Source organism: Flammeovirga kamogawensis (assembly GCF_018736065.1).
Lineage (GTDB): Bacteria > Bacteroidota > Bacteroidia > Cytophagales > Flammeovirgaceae > Flammeovirga > Flammeovirga kamogawensis.
Genome location: NZ_CP076128.1, coordinates 3,989,081 through 4,009,616, shown reverse-complemented (window position 1 = coordinate 4,009,616; position 20,536 = coordinate 3,989,081). Strand labels below are relative to the sequence as shown.

15 protein-coding genes are annotated in these 20,536 nt (G+C 32.7%); 10 read left to right on the top strand and 5 right to left on the bottom strand.

The features are described from left to right. The first annotated feature begins 102 nt into the window (after window positions 1-102). From KM029_RS16220 to KM029_RS16210, 3 genes are all read left to right on the top strand, one after another. Window positions 103-747: a ribonuclease H1 domain-containing protein gene (locus KM029_RS16220; protein WP_144074242.1), complete on the top strand. Its 645-nt coding sequence runs from the start codon at window positions 103-105 to the stop codon at window positions 745-747. 18 nt (window positions 748-765) lie between these two features. Further along, complete coding sequence (gene ppk2, locus KM029_RS16215; protein WP_144074241.1) at window positions 766-1,569, top strand: polyphosphate kinase 2; 804 nt, start codon at window positions 766-768, stop codon at window positions 1,567-1,569. Between the two features lie 195 nt (window positions 1,570-1,764). Continuing rightward, window positions 1,765-2,961, top strand: coding sequence for an IS256 family transposase (locus tag KM029_RS16210; RefSeq protein WP_144073848.1), 1,197 nt, complete (start codon window positions 1,765-1,767; stop codon window positions 2,959-2,961). A 57-nt stretch (window positions 2,962-3,018) separates the two neighbouring features. Here KM029_RS16210 and KM029_RS16205 read toward each other — a convergent pair whose 3' ends face one another. Then, complete coding sequence (locus tag KM029_RS16205; protein ID WP_144074240.1) at window positions 3,019-4,281, bottom strand: tol-pal system protein YbgF; 1,263 nt, start codon at window positions 4,279-4,281, stop codon at window positions 3,019-3,021. Window positions 4,282-4,388: 107 nt separating this feature from the next. Beyond that, a complete protein-coding gene (locus tag KM029_RS16200) occupies window positions 4,389-7,418 on the bottom strand; it encodes a PD-(D/E)XK nuclease family protein (RefSeq protein WP_144074239.1) in 3,030 nt (1,009 codons plus the stop codon). Between the two features lie 666 nt (window positions 7,419-8,084). Here KM029_RS16200 and glgP point away from each other — a divergent pair. Beyond that, window positions 8,085-9,743: an alpha-glucan family phosphorylase gene (glgP, locus tag KM029_RS16195; protein WP_144074238.1), complete on the top strand. Its 1,659-nt coding sequence runs from the start codon at window positions 8,085-8,087 to the stop codon at window positions 9,741-9,743. A 104-nt stretch (window positions 9,744-9,847) separates the two neighbouring features. Continuing rightward, the gene (locus KM029_RS16190; protein WP_144074237.1) at window positions 9,848-10,189 is read left to right on the top strand and encodes a hypothetical protein; all 342 of its coding nucleotides are present in this window, start codon (window positions 9,848-9,850) and stop codon (window positions 10,187-10,189) included. A gap of 88 nt (window positions 10,190-10,277) precedes the next feature. Here KM029_RS16190 and KM029_RS16185 read toward each other — a convergent pair whose 3' ends face one another. The 3 genes from KM029_RS16185 to KM029_RS16175 all read right to left on the bottom strand — a co-directional run bounded on the left by KM029_RS16185 (window position 10,278) and on the right by KM029_RS16175 (window position 14,713). Beyond that, window positions 10,278-10,748 carry a peptidylprolyl isomerase gene (locus KM029_RS16185; RefSeq protein WP_144074236.1) on the bottom strand — a complete coding sequence of 157 codons (471 nt, stop codon included), beginning with the start codon at window positions 10,746-10,748 and terminating at the stop codon, window positions 10,278-10,280. 49 nt (window positions 10,749-10,797) lie between these two features. After that, window positions 10,798-14,049, bottom strand: coding sequence for a PAS domain-containing protein (locus KM029_RS16180; protein WP_144074235.1), 3,252 nt, complete (start codon window positions 14,047-14,049; stop codon window positions 10,798-10,800). A 61-nt stretch (window positions 14,050-14,110) separates the two neighbouring features. Next, window positions 14,111-14,713, bottom strand: coding sequence for a thymidine kinase (locus KM029_RS16175; protein WP_144074234.1), 603 nt, complete (start codon window positions 14,711-14,713; stop codon window positions 14,111-14,113). Window positions 14,714-14,837: 124 nt separating this feature from the next. Between KM029_RS16175 and miaA the strand changes: the two genes are divergently transcribed. Genes miaA through KM029_RS16150 form a run of 5 tightly spaced genes read left to right on the top strand, consistent with a single transcriptional unit; the run spans window position 14,838 to window position 20,459 of the window. Next, window positions 14,838-15,746: a tRNA (adenosine(37)-N6)-dimethylallyltransferase MiaA gene (gene miaA / locus KM029_RS16170; RefSeq protein WP_144074233.1), complete on the top strand. Its 909-nt coding sequence runs from the start codon at window positions 14,838-14,840 to the stop codon at window positions 15,744-15,746. 9 nt (window positions 15,747-15,755) lie between these two features. Further along, window positions 15,756-17,246 carry a PAS domain-containing sensor histidine kinase gene (locus KM029_RS16165; protein ID WP_144074232.1) on the top strand — a complete coding sequence of 497 codons (1,491 nt, stop codon included), beginning with the start codon at window positions 15,756-15,758 and terminating at the stop codon, window positions 17,244-17,246. Between the two features lie 41 nt (window positions 17,247-17,287). Continuing rightward, window positions 17,288-17,734 carry a response regulator gene (locus tag KM029_RS16160; protein ID WP_144074231.1) on the top strand — a complete coding sequence of 149 codons (447 nt, stop codon included), beginning with the start codon at window positions 17,288-17,290 and terminating at the stop codon, window positions 17,732-17,734. 12 nt (window positions 17,735-17,746) lie between these two features. After that, entirely contained in the window at window positions 17,747-19,435 is a 1,689-nt protein-coding gene (locus tag KM029_RS16155; protein ID WP_144074230.1) for a sensor histidine kinase, read from the top strand. Continuing rightward, entirely contained in the window at window positions 19,407-20,459 is a 1,053-nt protein-coding gene (locus tag KM029_RS16150; protein WP_144074229.1) for a response regulator, read from the top strand. The genes KM029_RS16155 and KM029_RS16150 overlap by 29 nt, the downstream gene beginning before the upstream one ends. Window positions 20,460-20,536: the final 77 nt, after the last annotated feature.

Below are 20,536 nucleotides of genomic sequence, written 5' to 3'. Positions count from 1 at the left end.
ACTCTTTTATTGAAGACCAAAAAGTTTGGAGTCAATATCAATTAATTTTCAACCCTAAATAGTTATTTTGTAAATTCATTTTAAATCAGAAAAAAAGAAGAAATGGCCGGGAGCAAAAAGCAAAAATTTTATGTTGTATGGGAAGGCGGAAAACCCGGTATTTATACAACTTGGGCGGAATGTCAGAAACAAGTTCAAGGTACAAAAGGTGCCAAATATAAATCTTTTGATTCTAAACTAGAAGCACAAAAAGCTTACAATAGTAATCCTAGTGCCTATATCTTTAAAAAGAAATCTAATACGGTAAAAAAAAGTATTGATCCTTCAATAGGTGAGCCGATCATGACCAATAGTATTGCCGTAGACGCCGCCTGTAGTGGTGCTAGAGGACCAATGGAATATAGAGGTGTATGGCTTCAGAACGGCAAGCAAATGTTTATACAAGGCCCTTATGAAGATGGCACTAATAATATTGGAGAATTTTTAGGTATTGTACATGCACTTGCATTTTTAAAGCAACATCAATATCATGATACAATAGTTTATACAGATAGTAGAACTGCAATGAAATGGGTTCGTGATAAAAAATTAAAAACTACGTTAACTAAAAACTCTAAGAATAAAATAATTTTTGAGTTAATTGACAGAGCTGTGAGTTGGCTTGAGCATAATTCTTACAAAAACCCTATTCTAAAGTGGGAAACAAAAGCTTGGGGTGAAATCCCTGCCGACTTTGGAAGAAAATAAAATATCAATTAAACAACTATGAAAAAGAACGAAAAATTTAGTAAAAACGGTAAACTAAAGAAAGAGTACTACGAAGAAGAATTAATCCGTATGCAAAATGAACTTGTGAAGATGCAAGAATGGGTAAAGCATACAGGAATGAAGGTGGTTGTACTTTTTGAAGGCCGTGACGCAGCGGGAAAAGGTGGTGTAATTAAACGAATTACAGAACGTTTAAACCCTAGAGTTGCCAGGATTGTTGCTTTAGGAGTTCCTACTGAAAAGGAAAAATCTCAATGGTATTTTCAACGTTATGTTTCTCATTTACCTGCAGCTGGAGAAATTGTTCTTTTTGATAGAAGTTGGTATAACCGTACAGGAGTTGAAAAAGTAATGGGCTTTTGTACAGATGATCAATACGAAGAGTTTTTAAGAACTTGCCCTGAATTTGAAAAAATGCTTATCCGTTCAGGTATAATTCTAATTAAGTATTGGTTTTCTGTTTCTGATGATGAACAAGAAAAAAGGTTTAAAGAAAGAATTAATTCTCCTATTAAAAGATGGAAGTTTAGTGAAATGGATTTAGAATCTAGATCAAAATGGGTAGAGTATTCAAAAGCAAAAGATAATATGTTTGCTTATACAGATACTAAACAATCACCATGGTATGTAGTAAAAGCAGACGACAAAAAGAAAGCTCGCCTTAACTGTATATCGCATTTCTTGTCTAAAGTACCTTACGAGGAGATTAAATACAAAACTATAGACTTACCTAAAATAAGTAAAGAAGGATATATAAGGCCTCCTATGAGTGAGCAATCTTTTGTTCCTGATAAATATTAGATCAAAAAAATAGCTGTTAAGTAATCTACCTAAGGGAGTGTACCACAAACTGTGTAAACTCTCGAATCTTGAAATGTGAGTAAGTCATATTTCTCCCTTTAAAGAGAAAATTGACTTACTCACTGTTCAAGGTCAACTTGACTCTTTCAATTAAGTGTACAGTTTATTTAATTTAGAATTTAAAACTGATACACCATGAACAAAGAAGATTTATTAAACGACAACTTTTTAAAACAATTCAAGTCAGCAGAAGATTTAAGTTCCTTCATGAAGCAACTTCAAAAAAGAGCTTTGGAGAAAATGCTTGAAGGTGAAATTGAAGCCCATCTTGGTTATCAAAAACATGAAAAGTCAGAGAATTCTAATTCTCGAAATGGCTATACCCAAAAGACTATCAAAAATGAATATGGTGAACAAGAAATCAATGTCCCAAGAGATAGAAGTGGCTCGTTTGAACCTGCAATTGTTCCTAAAAGGAAGAATATTGCTCAAGGTATTGAAAGTCTAGTGATCTCACTTTATGCCAAAGGTATGAGCGTATCTGATATCGAAAATCAGATCAAAGAACTTTATGACTTTGAAGTATCGGCAGCGACTATATCAAGAATTACAGCTTCAGTAATTGAAGATATAGAAGTATGGCATAAACGTCCTTTAGAGCCTGTTTATCTTATCGTTTGGATGGATGGTATCGTTTTTAAAGTGCGTGAAAACTCCAAAGTAATCAATAAAACTATCTATTTAGCCGTAGGATTACGTACTGATGGCAAAAAAGAAGTATTAGGTATGTGGCTTGGGAAAAATGAATCATCTGCATTTTGGATGACAGTTCTCACTGATATACAGACACGTGGAGTTGAAGATATATTGATCACATCAACTGATAATCTCAATGGTTTTACAGAAACAATTAAAGCTGTTTTTCCTGAATCTTCTACTCAAATTTGTATCGTTCATCAAATTAGAAACGCTTGCAAATATGTAGTCTGGAAAGATAGGAAAGCGTTCACAAAAGACATGAAAGATATCTATGGAGCTCCAAATATTAATGCAGCTAAAGAAGCTCTTGATTTTCTTGAAAAGAAATGGGGTGATAAATATGGATATGCGATCCAAAGTTGGCGAAATAACTGGGATGAATTAACAGTATTCTTTGAATTTCCTCTTGAAATCCGTAAAATTATCTATACGACCAATCTGATAGAAAATCTGAATGGTAAAATTAGAAAATATACAAAGAACAAATTATCCTTCCCAACGGATGATGCAGTTAAAAAATCTGTTTTTTTAGCCTTGCAAGAAGCAACAAAGAAATGGACAATGCCTATCAGAAACTGGGGAATAATTTTGAACCAATTTCAGGTATTATATAAAGAAAGGATCAGGTTTTAAACCCAATCCTCACTTGTAATACTTACACACTTAGTGAAAGAGTGTCCTACCTAACAGCTATTTTTTTTCTTCCTTTTTACGGGTCTTTTTTATTTTTTTATATTCTTTTTTAAAGTTTTTTGCTTCCTCTTGCAACTTCTTTCTACCGGCGGCATAGGTTAAAATTTTACCATAATATTTACTAGCATCCTCATAATTTCCTTCTTTTTTAGCATCTCTTGCTAAAGCCGCCAAAGAATAATGATAATAACCTGAACCATAATCACCAATATCTTCTACAAAATCAACAGCTCTAATATAATAAAGATCTGCAGTTTTAGAATCCGCTAAATAATCTCTATAATAAGCTCCTAAATAAAATGCTGCATATCTACCACTCATTTCTTCATAACCTAACATACCTTCATCTACCCTTTCTAATAAAGATTTACTCACTTTATAAAGTTGTGGGTATCTGCCACTATAGTAAAGAAGTCTAGCATAATATCGTTGGAAGTACGGGTTATTTGGATACTTTTTATATAAATATTCAGAAATTTGGAGAGCTCTAATCATTTTACCTCCACTAGAAGAATGTACCCTCATTAGGTAATACATTGCTTCTATCCTCGTGTAGAATGCTTCCTTACCACAAGTTTCTAATTGTTCAATTCCTAGTTCTTTATCCCCACTATCAAACATCCACAGAACAGTGCGAAGCATTTTATAATTTTCTTTAAGCCACTCTACATAGTAATTGTATAAACCATCTCCGTATAATAATTCTGGAGAAAGGTCTGTTTTTGGCATTTCTTTTAACCTATCAAAGTAACCTAAAGCCTTTTTAACAGAATAAGCAGCACGTGTCCAATTGTGTCTTTCTCCATTTAAACGTCCTTCAAAAGCCCAAGATCCAGCTAAGATAAAAACGGCTTCTTGATTGGTTTTATCTTTTTTGTACATTTTATCAGCGTAATAAATTGCTGAATCCATGTAAGCAAAGAACTCTTTATCGTAAGAAGATTTTTCAAGATTAGGAACAATTTTCCACCATTGTGTTAAACCCAAAAGAAAATAAGGGAGTGGATGTTCAGGATAATGATGTTTTAGCCAATTAAATTGACCTTCTGCTACTTTAAACTCAAAATTATACATTGCATCAATACCTGAAGTAATCTCTAACTGAACTGTAAGATTTGTCATTAACATATCAACATCTTCAATTTTTGGTAAAGCGGCTTGAGCACAAACAGAATTTACTTTAAAAAGAGATCCTAATATGATGAAGTAGATTACTAAGAAGCTACGTTTATATAATTTAATATTGAGTACGTTTAGCATAAATTATTTGTCGTTCTTTCATAACGAACAACTCAAGATATATTCTATAAACAAATAACAGACAAAATAGCCTCACTAGTTTTGTAAAATTTAAGTTTTTTTACAATCTACATTACATCTTCCAATAGAATTGAGGTGTCTAGCATTTTTTTCACTAACTCTTCTATAAACAATTCTGTTTTTTCTAAAAACTTCAAATCTGTATTTTCACCTAAAGGCTGATCCATTTTACAAGTCTTTAAACCATCGTTGATTTTCCTGAAAAAATAGAACCCAGAAGCTACATCTTTAGACAGGTCAATCTCTGGTAGACCTTCTTTTTGTAACAAAATATTGGCTCTTGTTATTTTCTTCTGAAAAGAAGCATTGCCTTTATCAAAACCTGCTGATGTTAGTAGATAACGGTAAATAATTAATTGTAATAGCTTACCCTTATGTTCATCTTCAAGTAGTTCCAACCAATTTTTACATGTCAAATCAGCTGGTGCATAGCCACCTGATTTATAATCTACAACTCTAAGTTTACCATCAACAACATCTATTCTATCTGCCATACCAGATAACCTCACTCTCACTTTTTCATCCTCTATAGTTACATCAAATTGATGGTCTACAAATTTTTCAAGACCTACAACCGTAATTGCTCTTGTTTCAGAAGCTTCGATCTCTTCAATCTGATTTCTAAAATAGCGTTGTAATAAATTCTCTGCTACAGCTTTTAGTAAAAGGTTTTGCCCTCTTACCATCTCAACATTTTCTTCTTTAGCCACATCTTTAATTAGCTTTGGAATAAATGTTTTATCATCTAATGCTTTATCAAAATCTTTTTTACGAAGAACAAAAGGAGTGTCTTCATCTTTATCAGGTAGCCCTACCATTCTTCTAAGCCCCCATTCTAATGCTAGGTGAATCAGATTACCAAAAGTTCGATTATCTAAATCTTCTTCTATCTCATCTTCATCTTTTAAACCAATTACTTTTTCATCTATAAAAGTTAGAGGGTTTCTAATAAAAGAATTGATTGCAGATGGACTTACACCTCTTTTTAATCTGTTCTTTATTCTTTCTCCAAAAATTTCTGTTTTTTGAATTGACACAGGTTCAGACATTGTTTTATCTGCTTTGGATAACAACCACACTGAAGAATCTAAATTAATTTTACATGAAGGATCTTCATTTAATTCTTCTTTAACTTGCAAAACTAACCTACTCATTTCTCCAGCATCACTTCCAGAGTTTGCATCTAAATAAGCAAATGTTAGATGTTCTGCTCTATGGAATAACCTATAAAAAGTATAAGCAAAAGCTGCGTCGTTATCTAAGTATGTTGGTAAGCCAAATTGTGTTCGTGTATCAAACGGTATAATAGCTTCTACCGTTTTCTTGATTGGTAACTTACCTTCGTTACATGATAAAATAAGTACATTTTTAAAATCCAATGCTCTACTTTCCAACATACCCATAATTTGTAATGGAGCAATTGGCACACCTGTAAATGGTACTGTAGCACCTCTTAATAATTCTAATAACAGCTGCTTAAATATATAGATTGATAGCTGACCATTGTCTTGTGCAAATTGAGGTAAAGTATCTTCTAGTCTTTTTAATATTTTATAAAACTGAACTAATAACTCTCCTTCAAAAGAATTTTCAATACCCTCAGAAGAAGAAATACCAAGTACATCAGGGTTTGCTTTTAATACATCTGCTAGAGTTGTAACTAAATTATTTAAACTCTTGGTTGCATTGCGATAATCATTTGCCCAGAAGTAAAAAACAGCTGCATATATTGGATGCTGGTCTCCCCATTCCCTTAATTTTTCTAATGGAATCCAGACCATTTGCTGTTCTGTAATCTCATTTAAAATAGAAGTTGATATTTCTTCAAACTCTTTTATTGAATTCGTATACTGAAAATAAGGGTGACGAAGAATATTCTGAACATCTTTAAAATAAGCACATAATACTGCCTGATCATTCTCTCTAATTCGTTCTTGTAATTGGAATATAACTCTGAGTAAATCAAATAGAGGAGTTTTAGAGAAAGACATACCCATGGTGATATTTGTTAGTTCTGCTAAAGTAGAACCATCTTCAAAAGTAATTGAAGGTAAAGACCTTAACAATGCTGGTAATAATGCTTCATCGGGTAATAAAATTGCCGTATGATTTAATGTTTCCTTAAACTCTTCTCTTTTCTGAGGAGTATCTAATAAACTTGTTAACCACTCCCCTGCAAACTTTGCTTCTCCTACTGTATTACTAATTGCTTTTATATCAACGGACTTATTGTGCGTACTCCACCAGTCTTTCTGAAAGTCTACATGTTGAGCCGCAAATCCATTCACATATCGCCTTAAATAATGTCCAGCTTCGTGGTGTGATTTAAAGTAACGTTTGTCAGCATCAAAGTATGATTGTGCTTTCCCTAAGTCTGTCAAAGTCTGCACTATAGATTGTTCAACCCCTGACATTTGAGAAAAACCAGCAAAAATTACTTTTTCAACTCCTAGGTAATCAATTCGTTCCTCTAGCTTATCAAAAGCCTCTCTAAAAGCTAGTCCACCATAAGCTAAACCTTGCTTTTTTAGTTCTTTTTTAAACTCAAAATAAGTGCTAGATAAGTTCTCCCAAAACTCAAGAAAATCTACCATCGATTCTTTTTTCGATAATAACTCCTCTTTTACCTTCTCAATAGTTTCATCATCACCAAGTGAAGATGCCCAATGTTCAATTGCTTTTGCTTCTCTTAAATGATCGAACATTTTATCTGCTTGTTCTGCAGTTAAGTTGTTATCAATCATATTAAACTCTCTTAATAAAGACTTTCCAAGAGGTGCAAATTTTTCTATTGTTATCGTTTTATCTTTCTTTTTGTAAAGTCGAAATAGTTCGAATAACAATGTTACAGAATCTGCTTTAACTAAGTTGGATAACCTTTCTGCAAACCCTTCCATAGATAAAATTGCTGGTGCAATTGTTATCTGATCTATAACCTGACCAAAATATTGTTTAAAGTACATACCTGCCCTCCTAGAAGGTAATACAATAATAATTTTAGTAAAATCGCCTTTATGTTCATTATAAACTTTTTGAGCTACTGTTTCTAGAAATGGTATTTGAAAGGTTTCAGACATATTCAGAGTATGATTTAGGTATTAAGAACAACGAAAATACAAGGAGAATAAGTAATGTCATAACTAATTGAAATAATAAAGAGAAATTGACAACATTTAAGAAGCAACTCCGTACAAAACATAGGTTAAAAAAATAACTCTCTTGTTACATGACATTTTCTAAGTTGCTTTTCACATTCGCTGTAGTGTTTTTATCTTTTACACTACTCCCCATTATTAAGTCCATTGCTTTTTTAATTCAAGGTTTTGGATTAGTTATAAGTTGGGTATTTATAAATACTCTCGCAATTGTAATTGGCATCTATTTTTGGACAAAAAAAGTTTTCCAAACATCAACTAAGAATAAGACTGAGATAAGTTATCTATAAAAATAGTTTGACGTTAATTAATATTATCATTATTTTCGTCAGCTTGCTTTTATGTATTTGCATTTATTTTAAGTTTTCTAAACTTTTTAGTGAAAAAACCACAAAAAAGTTACATATCTTGTTAGAAGATGAACATTCGACCGGTATCTCAACCGGTTGCAAGAAATGTTTCTAAATTTGGTGACTTACATCATAAGTTTAGATAAATAATTTATAAAAATTGCAAGTGCATTTAGAAATGTCATAAGGACATGATTTAAATAAAAGTAAATATCAATTATATTAATAATTCACTGATATGTCACGTTTCGAACAAGATTTTAAACACCCTTACGCATACGACCCTAAGTACAAAAAACGCGTTGCTTATTTTTGTATGGAGTTTGCGATCGATCAACCCTTCAAAATTTATTCTGGTGGTTTAGGTTTCTTAGCTGGATCGCACATGCGTTCTGCTTACGAGCTAAATCAAAACTTTATTGGAATTGGTATTCTTTGGAAATATGGTTACTACGACCAAGTTCGTAAAGGAAACCAAGAGATGGATGCTCTTTTCCAAGAAAAAATCAACAACTTCTTAGAAGACACAAACATCAAATTTACTATCGAAGTAAATGGTCATCCTGTTTGGGTAACAGCTAAATATTTACGTCCTGGCGTATTTAATACTGTTCCAATGTTCTTCTTAACAACAGATCTTCCTGAAAATGATTACTTATCGCAATCAATCTCTCACCGTCTATATGACGCTGATGCATCTGCGAAAGTAGCTCAATATATGCTTTTAGGTTTAGGTGGTGCAAAACTTCTTGATGAGTTAGAATATAACGCAGAAGTTTATCACTTTAACGAAGCACACGCTTTACCTGCATCTTTCCATTTAGCGAAAAAATTTAATGGTGATATGCAAAAAGTGAAAGAACTTTTAGTTTTCACTACGCACACACCAGAAGAAGCAGGTAACGAAAAACACGATATCCACTTCCTTAACAAGTTAGGTTACTTTAATGGTATGCCTCTTGACGAAGTTCGTAGAATTACGGGTATCGAAAATGATACTTTTGATCATTCACTTGCTTGTCTACGTTTAGCTAGAGTTGCAAATGGTGTATCTAAACTTCATGGTGAAGTATCTAATGATATGTGGAATAAATACGACAATATCTGCCGTATTACATCTGTAACTAATGCTCAAAACCGTACTTACTGGGCTGATGAGCAACTTTACACTGCTCTTCATAAAGAAGACGATGAAAAATTATTAGATCGTAAGCGTTACTTAAAATCTAAGTTATTCGAAACAGTAGCTGATCAAACAGGTAAATTAATGGACCCTAAGGTCTTAACTATCGTTTGGGCTCGTCGTTTTGCTGCATACAAACGTGCCGACTTAGTAACTAGAGACAAAGAGCGTTTTAACCGCATCATGAACAACCCTGATCGTCCAATTCAAATTATTTGGGCAGGTAAGCCTTACCCAATGGATTACGGTGCTGTTTCTATCTTCAATCAGTTAGTTCACTTATCAAAAGACTATGGTAACATGGCTGTATTGGTAGGTTATGAATTAAAATTATCTCGTAAATTGAAACAAGGTTCTGACGTATGGTTAAATAACCCTCGTGTACCTCGTGAAGCATCTGGTACTTCTGGAATGACTTCAGCAATGAACGGTGGTATTAACCTTTCTACTGATGACGGTTGGATTCCTGAATTTGCAAACGGTGAAAACTCTTATGTTTTACCATTAGCAGATTTAAATGCTCCAATTCATGAGCAAGATGAGCAAGATTTGAATAGCTTATTAGACGTTTTAGAGAACGAGATTATCCCTACGTACTATGACCGTCCTGATGAGTGGAACGAAAGAGTGAAAAACTCTATGCGTGATGTTCTTCCTTACTTCGATGCTAACCGTATGGCATTACAGTACTACGAAAAATTATACAACGACTAAGAAATAAGTAGCCTAGGCTATTAATTTCAATGAAATTGTTATTAATATTAAGCGAGTGTATTCCGATACACTCGCTTTTTTTATATTCGCATCCCAATAATTTTATGCGTATAATTTTTAATAATATTCTTCCATTTAAAGGGTTCACAGCTATGGCAATTTATCCTTTTATACTTATTAGATCAGAATTTAAAAGTTATCAACATTCAGAACGTTGGAACTCTTTAATTTTACATGAAAGAATTCATTTTGAACAACAAAAAGAATTACTCTTGGTATTTTTCTATTTATGGTATGGGATTGAATTTATAATTCGACTAGTTATCCACAGAAATACATATTTAGCCTATAAAAATATTTCTTTTGAGAAAGAAGCTTACCAAAATGATAAGAAAATATCTTACTTATCAACACGCAAACGATTTAATTGGTTAAAACACCTTTAATTGTTGATAACTTTTACTTTTAACCGTTTAACAAAAAAGCTACCCCATTTCTGAGATAGCTTTTTATAAATAAGTTTTATCTTATTTTCTATAATTTCTTTACTTCTCCTAATTCAGGATCTCCATCTTCACGGATAATCTCGATAGAAAGAATTTTATCACCTTGACGAATTTCATCAACTAATTCTACATTCTCGATCACTTTACCAAAACAAGTATGGTTACGGTCTAAGTGAGAAGTTTGTGTACGGCTATGGCAAATAAAGAATTGAGATCCACCTGTATTTCTACCAGCATGAGCCATAGAAAGAACACCACGATCGTGGTATTGGTTATCACCATCTAATTCACAAGCAATTCTATAACCTGGTCCACCAGCACCATTACCGTTTGGACAGCCACCTTGAATTACAAAATTAGGAAGTACTCTATGGAAATTTAATCCATCATAGTAATTGTGTTCTGCTAATTCTACAAAGTTAGCTACAGTATTTGGAGCATCGTTCAAATAGAACTCAACTGTCATGTCTCCTTTTGCTGTCTTAATGATTGCTTTCATATTGACTATTTTTGAATGATATAATTATTAGATCTGCAAAGGTAATAAATTATACATTTTTATCATGATTTGGACGTAATGGAGTGATATCTATTAATGCAGATACTACTATAGATTTACCATCATGTTCACGTTCTACTGAATTACCTTTCTCTAATAACAAGAGTTTGTTACCAGAATTTAAGGTTACAGTATAAGTTTCATAATATGATTTACCTTCAGAAATAGCACTTTCAATATTTTGCATTGCTTTCTTGTACCTCTTTTCATCACTTTCTGTAATAAATGAGTTTAAATCTAAAGCTTCCCCAAAGTAGTTTTTCCAAACACCGCTAGTGTCAACTATTTCTACTGGAGCAGCAAAGTTTCTAAAAATCACAGAAACAGGTACCTTATCAACACCACTAACTGAACTATCATCAAACTCTATTTCAGAAGCAATACTACAAATAGCATAAACTTTACCAGCAGTATTTACCATTGGGAATTTTACACATTTGTATTTTCTACCATTGTCTCTTGTTTCTATGAAAGAAATTTCTGTTTCTTGTTCAGATATTGCTTCATCAAGCTCCCAAATAGCTTCTCCTTTTTCTTGACCGTATATTTCTATATCGGTTTTACCTATTACATCAAAATCTACATTTAGGTTCTGAAGGAATGTCTGATCTACCATGATATATTTACCAGATAAATCTTTCATATATACTTCAGCATCGTAGGTATCAAAAATTGCTTTTAATTGTCTCCTCGAATCTTCTAATTCAATTTCTCTTTGTTTACGGTCTGTAATATCATGCAGCATTACTGTTGTACCAACTATTACTCCATCGTCAGAATGTATTGGGTAATATCTAGTATCCATAATACGTCTTTCAGCACCTAATTGTAAAGTCATCTCATCCGAGAATGATTGCCCTTCAAGTGCTCTTTTCGTATTATCTCTATATTTTTCTCTATTTTCTGGACGAAGAATATCTAAGATAACTGTTTCACCTTCTATAATTTCAACTCCCCTATTTCTTAATGTAGTTTTGATGGCATTGTTTGCTAATGTTATTACCATCTTTTGATCCATTGCTAATACAAAATCATTTGTTACGTCTAAGAATGCTTTTAAATTCGCTTCTCTCATAGACAATAACTTTTGACTTTCTACCAACTCTACAGTAGATGATATATCACTTACAGCCCCTGCAAAACGTTGTGCAATACCTTTTTCGTTATGTCTAACAGCACCAGAGGTATGGAACCATTTATAAACTCCAGATTTTAATCTGATTCTAACGTCAATAGTGCTTGGTGCAATGCCTAAATGATCAGCAATTAACCCTTTAAATAGTTTAACAGCTTCCTCTCTATCATCTGGATGAATGTTGTTAATAAATGATTCAAAATCATTATTAAGTTCACCTTCTTCATATCCTAATAACTCTTCAAATCTAGCAGACCACCAGAAAGTTGTAGACTCATCTAGTTCACCAGTTAAAAGAGCCGCATCCCATATACCTTCAGTAGTACCTTGTAATGCTAAATCAAAACGCTCTAAAGTTTTCTCTAACTCAACCGTTCTTTCTTTTACTTCATTTTGAAGATTCTGACGAAGACTTTCTAATTCTTTCTGTCTTCTCTCCATTTCTTCTTGCGTAGCCTGCAACTCTTCGTAATTCTGACGCATTTCTTCTTCTTGACTTCTCAAATGATCTCTTTGTTCTTGAGAAGACAATAAAAGTTCTTTAGTTCTTTGGTTATTTTTTGCAGTTCGTAATGTTGAAGCAATACTCTCAGCTACTTTTTCTACAAATTCTATTTCAAATTGATCAATACCTTTGAAACTAGCAATCTCTAAAACTCCTTCTACTTCATCATTTACTTTTAAAGGAACAATTAATACAGATCGAGGTGTCGCATCTCCTAAACCAGAAGTAATTTCTGTATATCCTTCAGGAACATCGTTTAGATAAATTGTTTCACCTAATAAGTAAGATTGTCCTAAAAGACCTTCAGCAAAACGACCATCAATAAATATTTTTTTATCAATAATACGCTTTCTTTCGAATGCATATGTTGCTTCCAGGTTTAAATATTTTTGTTGCTCTTCATCTTCTTCAATAAAGTAAAGTTCACCTTGGTTTGCTTGTAAATAATTAACTAACTCACTTACAATAGAATTTGATAGCTTACCTAAATCTTGGTTCTCTCTTAAAATTTCACCAAAATGGGCCATACCTTTTGTAATCCAATTTCGTTTCTCATCTTGATCAGAAACATCCTTCAGACGGTCACGCATTTGTACTAACGCATTACCTAACATATCATGGTCACTGGCAGGTTTAAACGTTGCTTCAAAGTTCCCTTCACCAATATTTAGTGCAAATTTTGAGGCTCTATCTAAATTATCCCGGAGCTGATTACTTGATAAAATAATATCGTTCATCTCATCAGTAGTTTCATCAATTCTATCACCTAAATCACCTATTGCTAACCGGTCTAATTGATCAATAGGACGTTGTAGGGAGGTGTTTAAAGTTCGAATTACTAATAATGAAGAACCTACTGCAAGAATTGCAAAAAAGGCTGTTACAAAAGCAATTGATGAATTGGCAGATTCAATATCTTCATTAATCCTTTTTACATCATCTAACATGGCTTTACGCTGTTGTAATGATAAAGGACCTAAATAATCTCGGATTTCAGCCTTAAGAGGAGATATTGTAGTAAGAAGATACTCAACGATATATTCGTCTACTTCTGTTTTCTTTTTAAAGCTTTCTAATTTTAGACGTAGTGTAAGAGAATCGTAAGCTTCTACATCTTCTTGAATAGCAGCAAAATCTGTAATGTGCTGTTCAAAATATAATTCTAAATCATCCTGACCGTGTTTATATTCTTTCAGTAAAATACCAAGGGCATCAATTGAGCGTCGGTCTTGAGAGGTTAACTGCTTTCCTAGTTCCTCTAATTTTTCTAATGCTGGTAAAATGTCGGTATCCCAAAGAGAGTTACGAGCATCTTTATAACTATCATCTTTAGTTAAAAAATACCCCCTCTGTGCAGCAGATACTCTATCTAAACCTGCATTAATTCTTGAGGTCATAACAGTGATAGGGTTCCTTGTTTGGATAACCCTATCACCGACATCACTAACTAATTTATTTTGAAAAACAACTAGAATAGTGAATGTAATAAGTATCAAAAGGTAAGATGTGGTTAAAAGTACATTTCTACCTTGAATGGTTCTGAAACTAAAATATCGTGTTAATTGACGTTTTAGTATATCTGTATCAATTTTTTTCTTCATTGAGAAGTCTATTTTCTGCTTTAAGACGTAGAACGTTAGCAGAAAACTAACCCTCTACAAATCAAGAATTTGAGCCACGAGAAGTCATACCTTCTTGATAACATTTTCTACACCTTGCTTCATAAGAATCTGTCTCACCTAATAAAACTTGTTCTTCTGATGCCGTTAGTCTGTAAGAGTACAATGCAGGCTCACCACAATTAACACAAATAGCGTGCAATTTTGTTACGTATTCTGCAATTGCCATTAATTGTGGCATAGGTTCGAAAGGTTTTCCTTGAAAATCCATATCTAAACCACAAACAAGAATACGATGACCAGCATTAGCCAACTCTACACAAACATCAACCAAAGTGTTGTCGAAAAATTGTGCCTCGTCAATAGCTATAACTTCATTTTCGCTAACATATTGTGTAATTTCCCTTGCAGTCTTCACTGGAGTTGAAATTATTGAGTTTGCATTGTGCGAAACAACATTTTCTTCGTGATAACGGGTATCTACTGCTGGTTTAAAAATATGAACAACTTGCTTAGCAATTGCAGCTCTGTTTACTCGACGAATTAACTCTTCAGTTTTGCCAGAGAACATTGAGCCACACACTACTTCAATCCATCCAATTCTTTTTTCTTCAGTACGGTCTTGAAATCTAGGTTCTACAAACATGATAATTATTAAATTTACTCGGGGGGCAAAGATAGTATTTTGATTGCTTTAAAACATACAAAGATTAGAAATGCTTTTGTAGATATTGTTAACTTTGCATAGTATAGAAAAATAAAAACAAATAATGTCAAATAAAGAAAAAGTCTTAATAGTTGTGGTTGGTCCTACTGCTGTTGGAAAAACAGATTTTTGCGTTCAACTAGCTAAAAAATTATCTACAGAAGTGGTATATGCCGATTCAAGACAATTTTTTAAGGAGATGCAAATTGGAACTGCTCGCCCAACCGTAGAAGAGATGCTAAATGTACCTCATCATTTTGTTGGACACCTATCTATTAAAGATGAATATAGCTTTGGACATTATGAAAAAGATGCATTAAAATTATTAGATCATCTTTTTTTAAAACATGACTTTGTAATTTTATCTGGAGGTTCTGGAATGTATGTTGATGCTGTTACTAAAGGTATAGATCCTATGCCTACAAGTAATGATGATGTAAGAAACCGTCTAAATCAAAGACATAAAGATGAAGGATTAACTCCTTTACTAAAAGAACTTGAAATAAAAGATCCGGAATATTATCAAAAGGTTGATAGAGCAAATTACCAACGTGTAATTAGAGCACTAGAAGTAATGGAAATTACTGGTGAGAAATATTCATCTCAAAGAAAAGAATATGTTGCTGAACGTCCTTTCAAAATTTTAAAAATAGGGTTAGATAGAGATAGAAAAGAACTCTATGACCGTATAAATTTAAGAATGGATTTAATGCTTGATAATGGACTTTTAAAAGAAGTAGAAAGCTTATTACCTTACAAACATAAAAATGCCTTACAAACTGTAGGCTATAAAGAAATATTTGATTTTTGGGACGGTAAGCACGATTGGGATAAAGCTGTTGAACTACTAAAAAGAAATAGTAGAAGATATGCTAAAAAACAATTAAGTTGGTTCAGAAGAGACGAGGCTACACATTGGATTAACCCTTCTGAGTTAAATAAAGCCCTAGAAATAATTAAAAACCTTGATTAACCTAGACGTATGTCAGATATATTTAACAAAGAAGGCGACACTTTATCAATCCTTTTTAATGCCGCATCTCAAGGAGTGGTAATATGTAACAGAAAAGGAAAAATAGTTGCCATTAATCCAATGGCCGTATCTATTTTTGGGTATGAAGGTGAAGAGCTTATTGGTGCTGATTTAGAAGCACTTTTACCAGATTCACTAAAAAAATCACATAAAGAGCTAAGAGAAAATTATATTAAAGACCCTAAAACCAGACCAATGGGATTAGGTAAAGAATTTATTGCTCAGAAAAAGAACGGTACTATTTTTTATGTTGAAGTAAGTATTAGTCACCTTCAAATAGAAAATGAATTTCATGTGGCTGCATTTGTTCATGATATCTCAAAAAGAAAAGAAATTGAGCTACAAGTGCTCGAACAAAGACAGCTTTTAGAATACTATGCTGATTATGCTCCTGCTGCCATTGCAATGCTAGATAGGGATTATAATTATTTGGTTGCTAGTAATAGGTGGAGCCAAACTTTATTAACAAAGTCTTCTGATATAATTGGTACAAACCTTTCAGGCACTACCAAGTTTAAGCCAGAATGGTATTCTATTTTTGATAAGGTTTTAAAAGGAGAAAAATCTGGAACAAAACTAGATTACATTCAGAGAAAAGATAATCAAAGTATTTGGTTAGAATGGGAAGCACACCCTTGGTATAATAATAACCAAGAAATAAGCGGTATTATTCTTTTTGCAGAAGATGTAACAGAAAGAATAGAAAATGAGAGCAAAGTAAAACAATACATGCAAGAACTCATTTTAAAAAATAGAGAACTTGAAGACTTTGCTTATGTAAGTTCCCATGATCTACAAGAGCCTTTACGAAAAATTCGAGCTTTTGGTGATAGGTTACAACGTAAAGAAAAAGATAACCTTTCTGAAAAAGGACAAGATTATATAGATAGAATGCTGAACTCCGCAGAGCGAATGCAGCAATTAATATCAGACCTTCTCCGTTTTTCTAGAATTTCATCTAAAGCAAAACCTTTTGTATCTATAGATCTCAATAAGGTGTTAACGGATGTTATTTCAGATCTTGAAATTGCAATTAATGAATCTGGTGCTGATCTTCGCATTGTTAAACTACCAACAATAAAAGGTGATGAGACGCAGATGAGGCAATTGTTTCAAAATTTAATCTCAAATGCTATTAAATTTAGAAAGAGCGATCAACATCCAATCATCTCAATCAGTTTAGAAAAAGATCAAAGTAAACAGAATGAAATTTCCATCCTTTTTAAAGACAATGGAATTGGTTTTGATGAGAAATATAATGAACGTATTTTTCAAATATTCCAACGTTTAGAAGGAAGAAAGTATAATGGTTCTGGTATTGGGCTTGCAATTTGTAAAAAGATTGCTCAACGACATGGCGGCGATATTACCGCAAAAAGTGAAAAGGGTGCTGGTGCCGAATTTACGGTTACGTTACGTATAGATATGGAGGAGAATTAAGATAAACCTCCAAATATTAATTTTTTAATAAGATAGATAAAATGTCATTATCAGATTATCCTATGACAATTCTTTACGCAGATGACGATCCAGAAGATCGGATGCTTACACAAGAGGCATTTGAGGAAAGTAAACTTGCGTCTAACTTGATATTTGTAGAAGATGGAGAGGAACTTATGGAGTATCTAAATCACAAAGGAAAATTTAGTGATAAAGAAAAATACCCTAAACCAGACCTTATTCTTCTTGATTTAAATATGCCTAAAAAAGATGGCAGAGAATGTCTAAAAGAAATTAAATTAGATGATTCTTTAAAAAAGATACCTGTTGTTGTATTAACAACATCAAATGATGAAGAAGATGTGCTAAAAACTTATAACTTAGGGGTTAGCTCATTTATTACAAAACCTGTAACCTTTGATTCAATGGTTGACATTGTTAAATCATTAAATCAATATTGGTTTCAAATAGTGCGATTACCGAATTAATTATTTAATGATATGCCTTTTTCGAATAAATTAGATCAACCACATATGGTCGTCAGAGTTCTTCTGATTGACGACGATGAGGATGATTATATCATTACAGAAGATATTCTGGATGATATCCCTTATCGAAATTATGAATTGGATTGGGTATCTAATTTTGATGATGCTATTTCTATCATCAATCATGGTGTACATGATGTGTACATTGTAGATTATCTACTTGGTGCTAAAAGTGGTCTTGACCTAATAATAGAAGCACTAAAAGATAGTAAACACAAACCTTTTATTCTCCTTACAGGACAAGGAGATGTAAGAGTTGATGAGAAAGCAATGACTGTGGGAGCTTCTGACTATTTGGTTAAAGGCCAGATGACTCCGCAACAATTGGAAAGAGCAATTAGGCATAGTATTCTACATAGTAGGCACTTAAATCATATTAGTGAGCTGAACGAAAAATTAGAGCAAAGAGTACAAGATAGAACTAGACAACTAGATAAAGCTATCAAAACTTTACAACGCTCTAATGAAGATCTTGAGCTACAAATTAATGAACGAAAAAAAGCTGAAGAAGAACTCTTAAAGAGTCAGGCAATTTATAAAATCATTGCACATAATTTTCCTTATGGTATTATTGCCGTTTTAGATGAAAATCTAAAATATATGTTTGCTGATGGAACAGGTTTTAAAGAATTAGAACTTGATGCACGTAAAATAATTGGTGCTCAATTTTTTCAATTTCTCCGAAAAAATGATCCTAGTAAAGCAAAAGAATATGATGCAAGATTTGAACTTGCCAAATCTGTAATAGTTTCTGGAGAAGAGCAGATTTTTGATTTCGATTTTAAAGATCTAAATTATTCTGTAATTGTAGTGCCTATTAAAAATAGTAGAAAGCAAACAAAGCAGGTTTTAGTAGTAATGTTAAACATTACACAGCAGCGTAAAGCTGAATCTGAAATAAGAAAATCTTTACAGAAAGAACGTGAACTAAGTGAGTTAAAAAGTAGATTTGTTTCTATGGCCTCTCATGAGTTTAGAACACCTCTAAGTACTATAATGTCGTCGGTTTCTTTAATTTCTAGATATACCTCTGAAGAATATCATGAAAAAAGGAATAAACATATCAAACGTATCAAATCAAGCGTTAACAATCTTACACAAATCTTGAATGATTTCCTTTCAATTAGTAAATTAGAGGAAGGAAAATCATTGGTACATAAATCAACTTTAAAGGTTGATGATTTTATTGAAGGATTGTGTGATGAGATGTCTCCTGTTAAAAAACAAGGACAGAAAATAATTATCAAACACACTGGAGATACGTTGATAAAAACAGATGCTCAAATTCTTAAAAATATCATTATTAACCTGCTCTCGAATGCTATCAAATATTCCGGACATGGTAGCAGAATATGGGTTGATAGCTGTATAGATGAGGACAACCTACAAATAAGAATTAAAGATGAAGGAATGGGTATTCCTGAAAAAGATCAAGTTCATTTATTTGATCGATTCTTTAGAGCTGAAAATGCAATGAACATCCAAGGAACTGGCCTTGGATTGAATATAGTTAACAAATATCTTGAAATGCTTAATGGGAAAATATCTTTTGAGAGTATTGAAGATAAAGGCACAACATTCTCAATTACAATACCGAAAAAAATAATATTAAATGAAAAAGATACTACTCATAGAGGATAATCCTGAAATGCGTGAAAACACTTCAGAAATACTTGAGCTTTCAAATTATGATGTTATAACAGCAGAAAATGGTAAAGTAGGTGTTGAAAAAGCAAGAGCTCAGCATCCTGATTTAATTATTTGTGATATCATGATGCCTGAACTTGATGGTTACGGTGTTCTTTTTGCTTTAAGCAAAGACCCTAATACAGCAAGTATCCCATTTATTTTCTTAACGGCAAAAGCAGAAAAATCTGACTTTAGAAGAGGAATGAGCCATGGTGCTGATGACTATATTTCTAAACCTTTTGACGACGTTGAGCTATTAGATGCAATCGAAAGTCGCTTAAAAAAGAGCGATATAGTTAGAAAACACTATGAGCAATCACCAGAAGGATTTGATTCTTTTATTAGTGATGCTAGAGGTATGAATAACTTGGATAAACTTTCTGAAAATAGAAAAACACGTTCTTACAAAAAGAAAAGTGTTCTTTTTTATGAAGGAGACCATCCAAATGCTTTACTACAAATAGTAAGTGGTAAAGTAAAAACATATAAAACAAACGAAGACGGAAAAGAATACATTACAGGTATTCATGGCCCAGGAGAATTTCTTGGTTATGTTGCTTTATTAAAAGATGTACCTTATCCAGAATCTGCAATGGTATTAGAAGAGTGCGAAATTACTTTAATTCCAAAAGAAGATTTCTTCTCTTTAATACATAGCAATAGAGACGTATCTCATTCATTCATCAAATTATTAACTAAAGAGGTGATTGAACAAGAAGAGAAACTACTAAAACTTGCCTATGGATCTGTTAGACAAAGAGTTGCAGAAGTTTTACTTCAATTAGACAAACGCTATCAACAAGGTCCTAATGAGAGAATGTCGATCACTAGAGATGATTTAGCAAAAATTGTTGGTACAGCAAAAGAAACTTTAATTCGAACTTTATCAGATTTTAAAGATGAAAAGTTGATCGAAATTAAAGATAAAAACATTACAATTATTGATTTAGCTAAGCTTGAACGCCTAAGTCATTAATTAAAAATACTCAGAATTATCCGGGGCCTGCAATGTATTTTGCAGGCTTTTTTTTTGAATCCTTTTTTTTAAATATT